Genomic DNA, 7,991 nt, shown 5'->3' on the forward strand with positions numbered 1-7,991 from the left:
GCGCCCTGACATGCGAGCCGTCGATCGCTGCGTCATCCATCTCCAGCAGGCCCTCTTTGCGTAGTTCCGCCAGAAGGACCTCGTGCAGACGGGGCCACACCCCGGCCTCGGTCCAGTCCCGCAGACGCCGCCAGCACGTCATGCCCGAACCGAAGCCCAACTCCTGTGGCAGATACTCCCATTGAATGCCCGTGTGGAGCACAGTCGATGTTCCCAGGTATGTTGCCTCGGGCCAGTGCGTGATGCTCGCCCCCGACGTCTTCGACCAGCGGGACGAGGACGGCATGGTCGAAGTCCTCGATGACACTCCGCCCTCCGAACTCCACGACGCCGTACGCGAGTCGGCCACGATGTGCCCCGGGGCAGCGATCCGGCTCGGGGAGTCGTCGTGACTGCCGCACCCGATCGAGGCGTGATCGTCGGCGCCTCGGAGGCCGGACTGGCTGCCGCCGAGACCCTGCGCCGGTCGGGCCACACCGGCACCCTCACACTCATCGACGACGAGCCAGGGCCCCTTACGACCGACCCCGCTGTCGAAGGAGATCCTCTCCGGCGCCTGAGCCCCTGACCGGCTACCCCCCCTGCGCACCCGGACCGAACTCGATGCCTTCGGCCTGGACGCCCGCTACGGTTGCGAGGCCATCCAGGTGGGCCTCACCGCCCCGCACAATCCTGCTGTTCGACGACGGCACGAAGATGAGCCCCACCACGTCCGGTGGCGGCCTTCGGGGCGGCTGATTACGCCGACGTACCGGTGCTCGACCTGGTCCTCGACCGGCTCGGCTGGCCGTCCTTCACGCTGCGGAACGCTGCCACCTCGGCTCGCGTCGGGCTGCCGCTCGTGGGCGCGCACCAGGCACTCAACGCGGCTCCTGCCACGGCGGCAGCACTCGCGGCAGAGCTCCCCCTCGATGTGGCCGCGGCGGCGCGATGCTGGTCAACGACTCCTACGACGCCCCGTCTCCCGGGCCGGCGTGGTGGCGGCTGTCGACTGGCTGCGCGGTCACCTTGCCGCAGGCGAATGTGTGCTGGTCAAGGCTTCCTGCGGCACGCCGCGACGAAGTCCCCGCCGCGCTCGCGTAGTCGGCTGTGCGGTTCAGCGTCCGCGCCGCCTCATATAGAGGCCGAAGGCCCGGTAAACCATCGGCCGCAGCGGCAGGTCCCACTCGCCGACGTACCGCATCGCCTGGCCGCCGGTGCCGACTTTGAACTGGACAAGGCCGACGTGCGGGTCGTCGGCGTCAAGGGTGGGGGTGATGCCGCGCAGGTCGTAGACGTCGCATCCGGCCGCGAGCGAGTCGCGGATCATCGCCCACTGGCAGGCGTTGGAACCACGCACCTCGCGCTTCGCGGTGGAGGAGGCGCCATAGGCGTACACAGCGTGGGCGCCGACGCGGACCAGGACAGTGGCGGCGGCCAAGTCGCCCTGGTGGCGGGCCATATAGAGCTTGATCCGCTCGGGGTCCTCGGCACTCAGCGCCGCGAACATGGTCTCGAAGTAGCGCAGCGGCCGGGGTGTGAAGTGGTCGCGCTCGGCGGTGTGGACGTAGAGGTCGTGAAACGCCTTGAGGTCTTCCGCGCCCCTGTCGCTGACCGTGACCTCGACGCCCTCCTTGGCCGCCTTCTTGATGTTGCGGCGCCACTGCTGGTTCATGCCCTTGAGCAGCTCGTCCTCGGTCCTGCCTGCCATCGGGATCTCGTACTTGAACTGTGGATGCCCGACCCCGAACCCGTCCTCCGGGCTCTGCGACAGCCAGCCGGCCTCCCGGAGCCTGCTGCCCACGCGGGCACCGACCGGGTCGGACCAGTGGCCGGAGATGTCGGTGAGCCGCTTGCTGCCCGGGTCGGCGATGCCCTCCTTGACCTGGGCGGCGCTCCAGGTGTGTGTGCGCACCGGCGGGCCGAGCCGGATCGCGAACGCGCCCTGGGCCTTGAGATGGGCCGCCAGCGGATCGAGCCAAGCACCGATCTCGCCGCTCCAGTCGATGACCGGGCCCTCGGGCAGATACGCCAGCGTGAAGCGGTCGAGCCGCGGCACCGGGCGGTGCAGTACGAGCCCAGCACCAACCAGGCGCCGACCCAGGAACCAGCCGAGGGACTCGCTGCGCCACTCGGTCTTGACGCGGCCCCACGCCGGGGTCTGCAGAAAGCTGACCGACCGCTGGGCCCGCACGAACGCCACATGCTCGGCGTCGCTGATCGGCCTGACGACCGGATTCCCGGCTGCAGTTCGCATGAGTTCGCTGGAGGGATTGAAGGACATGCCGCCAGTCAATGTAGTGGAGTGTTGCCCGGGCGTATGCGATTCTCGATATGCCGACGATATGTCACCACCCGGCGGCTAACCATCTGATTCTGGCCACCACCGGCCGGCGGCTCCACGCCGCGGACCAGGGTTTGGTCGATCCGCGCCGCCTCGCCGGCCAGCTGAAGCCGAACCCGTCCCCGGCCACGTCCAGGACCGAGCGCAGCCGCGAGGTGAGGCCGTCGACCCGGTCGCCCATGGTGCCGTTGAAGCCACCGAGCACCCGCACCCGCTCGCTGCGCTCGGCGGCGACGGCCTTGGCGAGCTTCGTCGCACCGGCGTCCCGCGAGTCCGTCCAGAAGTCGCCCCTGCGTATCCCCCTCACGGACCCAGATGCGCCACGTACACCGCTGGCAGCCCCTTCTCGGTGGCCACCGTGGTGCGCAGCGCACGAGGTGGGTCCACCGGGATGTCCTCGGCCCGACCATGGGTCTGGGCCTCCGGCGGGTGCTTGCAAATCAGTGCATGCCGGTCGTCGTGAGGGGGCGTGGTGCCGGCGCCGGAGTGGGCACTCCGCTGCCGAGTTGCATCTCCAGGTGTTCCGGGAGCGCCCGGCGGTACAGCGGCAGGGCCGTGGCGCTCGTGACAACGGCGACCACGACGAGAACGGAGAAGACCGGCTTGGTGATCAGGCCCTGCGCCAAGCCGATGTTGATGAAGATGAGGATCATCATGCCGCGGGCGTTCATCAGTCCTCCCACAGCGAAGGCCTCGCGCCAACTGAAGCGAAGTGTCTTCATGGCCAGGGCGCTGCCGAAGTACTTGCCCGCGAATCCCGCCAGGAGCGCGGCGACGCCGAACAGCAGGGTGTCGGCCGAGATGCCCTGCAGGTCGGTGGTGAGGCCGGACAGGGCGAAGAAGATGGGCAGCAGTAGCGTGGAGACGGTGTCCATCATCCGGCTGTGCAGCGCTTGGCGGAACTGCGGGTCACGGGGCATGGCCAGGCCGGCGATGAAGCCGCCGAAGACCGCGTAGATCCCGATCAGGTCGGTGAGGTATCCGCAGACGATCGGGACGATGACGACGACGTACATCACGCCGGGGCTCAGCGTGCCCTGCCGGCCGACGTGCCGCGCCAGCGGCCGCAGCAGCCGGGACACTCCGAGCAGCATCACGGCGGTGAACAGGATGCTGTAACCGATCACGGGCAGAGCGCCCGCGGCCCCGGAACCGGTGTGCACGGCCGTCAACATGGCCAGGAAGCACCAGGCCCCCGCGTCGTCGATCGACGCGGCGACCAGGGACAGCCGCCCCAGGCGGGAGTTCTGCAGACCCCGCTCGTACAGCATGCGGGCCAGCATGGGGAGGGGCCCTGACCCAAGGCCGGGTAGTTAGCGTTTTCGCTGGTCACGCAAGGGGAGTTGGGGTCCATGCTGTGGCGGTGTACAGGCCTGGGCCGAGTTTGTGGATAAGGCCGGCCTCGGCCCATCTGGAGAGCTGTCGATACATGGTCTCCATGGTGATGTCGCCGAAATGGGAGGCGATGTCACGGGGACGCCAGAGGCGGTCGGGGTCCTTCTCGAGCAGGGCCAGGATTCGGTGACGGCGTCGCTCGGCGAGGGCGGTGTGCCGGTCGTCGCGGGAGACGGCGGGGAGCTGAGGGCGGGATTCCGGAGGCTCAAGGACGTTGATTTCGAGACCGGTGATAGTGCGGGTGTTGTCGGGCCTGCCGTCCTCGTGGCGGGTGCTGTAGCGGGACATCGGTGACTTGACCTTGCGGGTGCTGACCCGCTGGCGTCGTGGCGGGAGGAGGCGGGTCAGAATCCGGTGGCCGATCAGCCCGAGGCGACCGGCGTCGGCGGGGTCGGTCATGACGGCGGCCTGGACGACCTGGTCACGGGCGCTCTGGAGCGCGACGGTGAAGCAGCAGCGGTCCGGATCGGTGTCCGGCAGCGACTCCGCGGCCTCGACCATCACGGTCCGCAGGGCCTGGTAGAGAGTGAGTAGGGCCCACATCTCCTGCTCGACGCCGACCGGGTCGCCCGAACGCAGGACGCGCCCGTTCATGATCGTGTGGCGGAGCGCGTAGTACGCCGATTCGTGTTCCCACCGCTGGTGGTAGAGACCTGCCAGCACGGCCGCCGGGTAGCGGCGGGCGTCGGTCAGGGTAGTGACGAGCCGGTAGGAGCCTGCGAAGACGGTCCCGTCCGCGCAGGTCACCGTGATGGTTGCGTCGATGACACGAACTTTCTCCGTACCGATCACCGACAGGTACGAGCCGTCGCCGAGACGCGTCAGGACCGGGGTGCGGCGGTTGGCCCGGAGCCGGCCCAGCACCTGGGCACCGGTCGCGTTCACTGCGGCGAGGAAGCTGTTGCCATCGAAACCCTTGTCCCACAGGACCAGCATGTCCGGCCGCAGCAGATGCAGTAGCCGTGAGGCGTAACCCGTCTCGCCACCGGCTGGCGGCCCGAACACCGCGCCGATGAGCGCCCTGGTCCCGGTCTCGACCAGCGTCATCAACTCGATGGTCGGATAGCCGTGGTGAGACGTCCGCCCCAGCCAGAGCCGGTTCCGCTCGGAGTCGGCGACCTTCTGTGAACTGCACCCGTCGAACGACACCGTCCGGAACGGACCGAATCGCACCCCGGTGTCGTTGGCCTGGCCAACGGTCCGGCCAGCACCTCGAACAGTGCCCGCACCGGTGCGACTCCGAGCCGGCGGCGCAGATCACGCAGGGCCTTCGGTATCGGACCGGCCACCGCAATCCCGTCCAGGCCCGCCGTCAGCTTGTCCCAGACCAGCCGGTATCCGACCTCGGGGAACAGGCACATCGCGAGCAGGAAGTACACCCCGACTCGCGACGGGAGATCACGTAGTCGCCGCTGCATCGACTGCGTCTCCTCCAGGACCGCGTCGACCAGCTCAAACGGCACGACGGCTGTCAGCTCGCCCAGATGCCCCGGCGCGAACCGGCCCGCCGCCACGGTGACCGTACGGGTGATGGCCACCACCGGGGCCGAAAGGACATGACGAAACGGCAACGGACCTCCTCGTGAACAAGCTGTCCTGGACGACTGCCTGTACCAACGAGCTCCGTTGCTCCACGCACGGAATCCCTCAACGGGCTTGCGTGACCAGCGAAAACGCTAACTACCCGGCCTTGGGTCAAGGCCCCTTCGTCAGGCCTGATCGCCATCTGTTTGTGTGTGCGCTGACGCGGCGGGCAGTCGCACCGTGACGCGGAGCCCGCCAGCGGGGCGGGGGGTGAGGGTGAGGGTTCCGTCGTGTGCTCGGGTGATGCTTTTGACGATTGCCAGGCCGAGGCCGACACCTGCGTGGTCGGAGTGCAAGCGTTCGGTGCCGCGCTGGAATGGCTCGGTGAGCGTCGACGCCAGCTCTGAGGTGAGCTTCTCGCCGGTGTTCTCGACAACGAGCACAACAGAGTTGGGGTGGACGCTGGTATTCACCCATACGATGCCGTGTTCAGGCAGGTTGTGGCCGATCGCGTTGTGCAGCAGGTTCGTGGTCATCTGCAGCAGGAGCGCCTGAGAGCCGATGGTGATGCTCATGTCGCCGGTGGTTTCGATGGTGACGCCATGCTTTTCCGCCAAAGGGAGGAGCGTTTCCGTGGCTTCTTCCGCCATGAGGGACAGGTCGACGTGTTCCCTGGTGAATGACCGCTGGTTGGCGCGGCTGAGCAGGAGCAATGCTTCAGTGAGGTCGATGGCCCGGGTGTTGATCACGCGGAGGCGCTCGACAAGCTCGTCGGTGTCGCGGTTCGGATCGTTGCGGGCCACGTCGAGAAGCGCCTGAGTGACCGCCAGCGGAGTGCGCAGTTCATGAGAGGCATTGGCCGCGAATCGCTGCTGTTCGGCGACGTGGGCTTCGAGCTGCGCGAGCATGACGTCGAAGGAGTCGGCGAGTTCGCGGAACTCATCTCGGCGACCCGGTAGGCGGATCCGGTGGGAGAGCGGTCCATTGTTCGCCACCCTGCGTGTGGCGTCGGTGATGCGAATCAGCGGGGTGAGCATCCGGCCGGCCAGAATCCACCCGCCCACGAGACCGAACATCAGCAGGAACGCCAGCACTAGGATTCCCGCCGGGATGAAGACGACCGGTCCAAAATTGCTTGGGTCGAAGACGCGTAGGAAGTCGGTCCGATCAGGGACGCTCAGGCTGTCCGACCTTCCTCGCAGAAGAAACATCCACACGGCGGCGAGCAGCAGGGCGCCCGCGATCTCGAGGAATGCGGCGTAGCTGAGGGTGAGCTTGAGGCGGACACTCAACCCTTGACGCCTATCCACGCTCCGCTTCCTGGTCATCGGCGTTCGGTCCTGTGTCGATGCGGTAACCAACCCCGGCCACGGTGGTGATCAGCCAGGGCTCGCCGAGGCGTTTACGCAAGGCCGAGACCGTGATGCGCACCGCGTTGGTGAACGGATCTGCGTTCCCATCCCACGCTCGCTCCAGCAACTCTTCTGCGCTGATGACACCGCCTTCGGCAGCGACGAGGACTTCGAGCGTAGCGAATTGCTTCCTGGTGAGCGCGATGTAGCGGCCTTCGCGGTAGACCTCGCGGCGGAACGGATCCACACGCAAGCCTGCGATCTCTCGCACAGGTGGTCTGTTGTGGGCGCTCCTGCGGTCGAGTGCTCTGAGCCTGAGCACGAGTTCTCGGAGTTCGAAGGGCTTGGTGAGGTAGTCGTCAGCGCCGAGCTCGAACCCGCTGGCCTTGTCGTCGAGCCGGTCGGCAGCGGTCAGCATGAGGATCGGCATGCCGCCGCCGGAGGCAACGATGCGTTGGGCGATCTCGTCACCGGTAGGTCCGGGGATGTCCCGGTCGAGGACGGCGATGGCGTAAGTGTTGATGCTCAGCAGTTCCAGAGCGGTATCACCGTCCCCGGCGATGTCGGCCGCGATCGCCTCCAGGCGCAGCCCATCGCGGATGGCCTCTGCCATGTATGGCTCGTCCTCAACGACTAAAACACGCATGGCCTCATGCTACGAGCCGGTGCATATCGTCGGCATATCGAAAACTGGATACGGGCTGACAACGTCATGCCCCCTCGACTGGAGGTATGAACGAACCACACATTATCCCGCCTCGGCCCCGTGACCGGCTGTTCGCCGTACTTGCGGTGGTGCTCGCCGTGCTCCTGCTCCCGGTTACGTTCGTCCGCAATCCCGGCCGCGCCCGTGAACTGGCCTGCGACTGGGCGTTGGGGATCCGTTTTCCTGCCGAGGATCTCACCGGGCTCACCGACGGTGCCAGGGCGGCGTTCACCGCCGCACGCGCCGGGGCTCTCTGGCGCCACGGGCAACTCATCGGCCTCACCTCGGGATACCGCGATCCCCTCGTCCAGCAACGGTTGTTCGACCAGGAGGTGCGCCGCGTCGGCTCACTGGCCGCGGCCCGGATGCTCGTGCTGCCACCGGCGGAATCCAGGCACGTCAAGGGCACCGCGCTGGATGTGCGCCCGTACGAAGGCGCGCGCTGGCTCGAGGAACACGGTGCCCGCTACGACCTCTACCGCATCTACGACAACGAGTGGTGGCATTTCGAGTACCACCCGGACGCTGACTTGCCTCCAACGACCCAGGAGATCCGCAATGCTCCGCAAGCTCGTTGACAGGGGCAGGGGCTTTCCCCCAAGGCCGGGAAGTTAACGAACGCCCGCTGATTGCAAGGTAGTTGGTGACCAGGTTGTGGCTGCGTAGAGGCCGGGTCCGATCTTGTGGATGA

The 7,991-nt window shown here is 67.4% G+C and carries 6 protein-coding genes and 4 pseudogenes; 3 read left to right on the plus strand and 7 right to left on the minus strand.

Translation table 11 applies throughout. The features are described from left to right. Positions 1 to 226, minus strand: a pseudogene (locus tag ACFVYE_RS46885) (transposase); the annotation flags it as partial. Here ACFVYE_RS46885 and ACFVYE_RS46890 point away from each other — a divergent pair. Continuing rightward, positions 186 to 392 carry a ferredoxin gene (locus tag ACFVYE_RS46890; RefSeq protein WP_389609683.1) on the plus strand — a complete coding sequence of 69 codons (207 nt, stop codon included), beginning with the start codon at positions 186 to 188 and terminating at the stop codon, positions 390 to 392. The pseudogene ACFVYE_RS46885 and the gene ACFVYE_RS46890 overlap by 41 nt on opposite strands. Continuing rightward, a pseudogene (locus tag ACFVYE_RS46895) lies at positions 389 to 662 on the plus strand (FAD-dependent oxidoreductase); the annotation flags it as partial. The gene ACFVYE_RS46890 and the pseudogene ACFVYE_RS46895, both read left to right, overlap by 4 nt. A 434-nt stretch (positions 663 to 1,096) precedes the next feature. On the opposite strand, the gene ACFVYE_RS46900 reads toward ACFVYE_RS46895, so the two are convergent. The 6 genes and pseudogenes from ACFVYE_RS46900 to ACFVYE_RS46925 all read right to left on the minus strand — a co-directional run bounded on the left by ACFVYE_RS46900 (position 1,097) and on the right by ACFVYE_RS46925 (position 7,240). Continuing rightward, entirely contained in the window at positions 1,097 to 2,263 is a 1,167-nt protein-coding gene (locus ACFVYE_RS46900; protein ID WP_072488674.1) for a peptidoglycan bridge formation glycyltransferase FemA/FemB family protein, read from the minus strand. 8 nt (positions 2,264 to 2,271) lie between these two features. Beyond that, a pseudogene (locus ACFVYE_RS46905) lies at positions 2,272 to 2,728 on the minus strand (hypothetical protein); the annotation flags it as partial. Between the two features lie 35 nt (positions 2,729 to 2,763). Further along, a complete protein-coding gene (locus ACFVYE_RS46910; protein ID WP_389609685.1) occupies positions 2,764 to 3,594 on the minus strand; it encodes a cation:proton antiporter in 831 nt (276 codons plus the stop codon). 58 nt (positions 3,595 to 3,652) lie between these two features. Continuing rightward, a pseudogene (locus ACFVYE_RS46915) lies at positions 3,653 to 5,259 on the minus strand (IS4 family transposase). 168 nt (positions 5,260 to 5,427) lie between these two features. Further along, on the minus strand, positions 5,428 to 6,570 hold the full coding sequence (locus tag ACFVYE_RS46920; RefSeq protein WP_389609687.1) for a sensor histidine kinase: 1,143 nt from the start codon (positions 6,568 to 6,570) through the stop codon (positions 5,428 to 5,430). Beyond that, the gene (locus tag ACFVYE_RS46925) at positions 6,545 to 7,240 is read right to left on the minus strand and encodes a response regulator transcription factor (protein ID WP_072489755.1); all 696 of its coding nucleotides are present in this window, start codon (positions 7,238 to 7,240) and stop codon (positions 6,545 to 6,547) included. Before ACFVYE_RS46925 ends, ACFVYE_RS46920 begins: the two co-directional genes overlap by 26 nt. An 86-nt stretch (positions 7,241 to 7,326) precedes the next feature. Between ACFVYE_RS46925 and vanY-N the strand changes: the two genes are divergently transcribed. Next, the gene (vanY-N, locus tag ACFVYE_RS46930; protein WP_389609689.1) at positions 7,327 to 7,878 is read left to right on the plus strand and encodes a D,D-peptidase/D,D-carboxypeptidase VanY-N; all 552 of its coding nucleotides are present in this window, start codon (positions 7,327 to 7,329) and stop codon (positions 7,876 to 7,878) included. Positions 7,879 to 7,991 lie beyond the last annotated feature (113 nt).

The organism is Streptomyces sp. NPDC058239 (assembly GCF_042882185.1).
Taxonomy (GTDB): domain Bacteria; phylum Actinomycetota; class Actinomycetes; order Streptomycetales; family Streptomycetaceae; genus Streptomyces.